The organism is Staphylococcus sp. EG-SA-2 (assembly GCF_017152085.1).
In genome coordinates, this window is sequence record NZ_JACYHC010001333.1 from 1 (window position 1) to 591 (window position 591).

General features: G+C 37.2%; 1 protein-coding gene. It reads left to right on the forward strand.

The features are described 5' to 3' along the window. The coding region (trmFO, locus tag IDG60_RS28425) for a methylenetetrahydrofolate--tRNA-(uracil(54)-C(5))-methyltransferase (FADH(2)-oxidizing) TrmFO (protein WP_206161171.1) at positions 1-591 on the forward strand (591 nt) is incomplete at both ends.

Consider the following 591-nt stretch of genomic DNA (forward strand, 5'->3'; position numbering starts at 1 on the left):
CTATTGATATGGATAAAGTTTACTTAAAGTCCCGTTATGATAAAGGTGAAGCTGCATATTTAAACTGTCCTATGACTGAGGATGAATTTAATCGCTTTTATGATGCAGTATTAGAAGCTGAAGTTGCACCTGTAAATTCATTTGAAAAAGAAAAATATTTCGAGGGTTGTATGCCTTTTGAAGTAATGGCAGAACGCGGGCGCAAGACATTACTATTTGGACCAATGAAACCAGTAGGATTAGAAGATCCAAAGACTGGGAAACGTCCTTATGCAGTGGTTCAATTAAGACAAGATGACGCTGCTGGCACACTCTACAATATTGTCGGCTTCCAAACACATTTAAAATGGGGAGCTCAAAAAGAAGTCATTAAATTAATTCCAGGTTTAGAGAATGTTGATATTGTTAGATATGGTGTGATGCATAGAAATACCTTCATTAACTCACCGGACGTATTAAACGAAAAATATGAATTGATTTCACAACCAAACATACAGTTTGCGGGACAAATGACTGGTGTTGAAGGTTATGTAGAAAGCGCAGCTAGCGGCTTAGTTGCAGGTATCAATCTTGCGCATAAAATATTAGGCA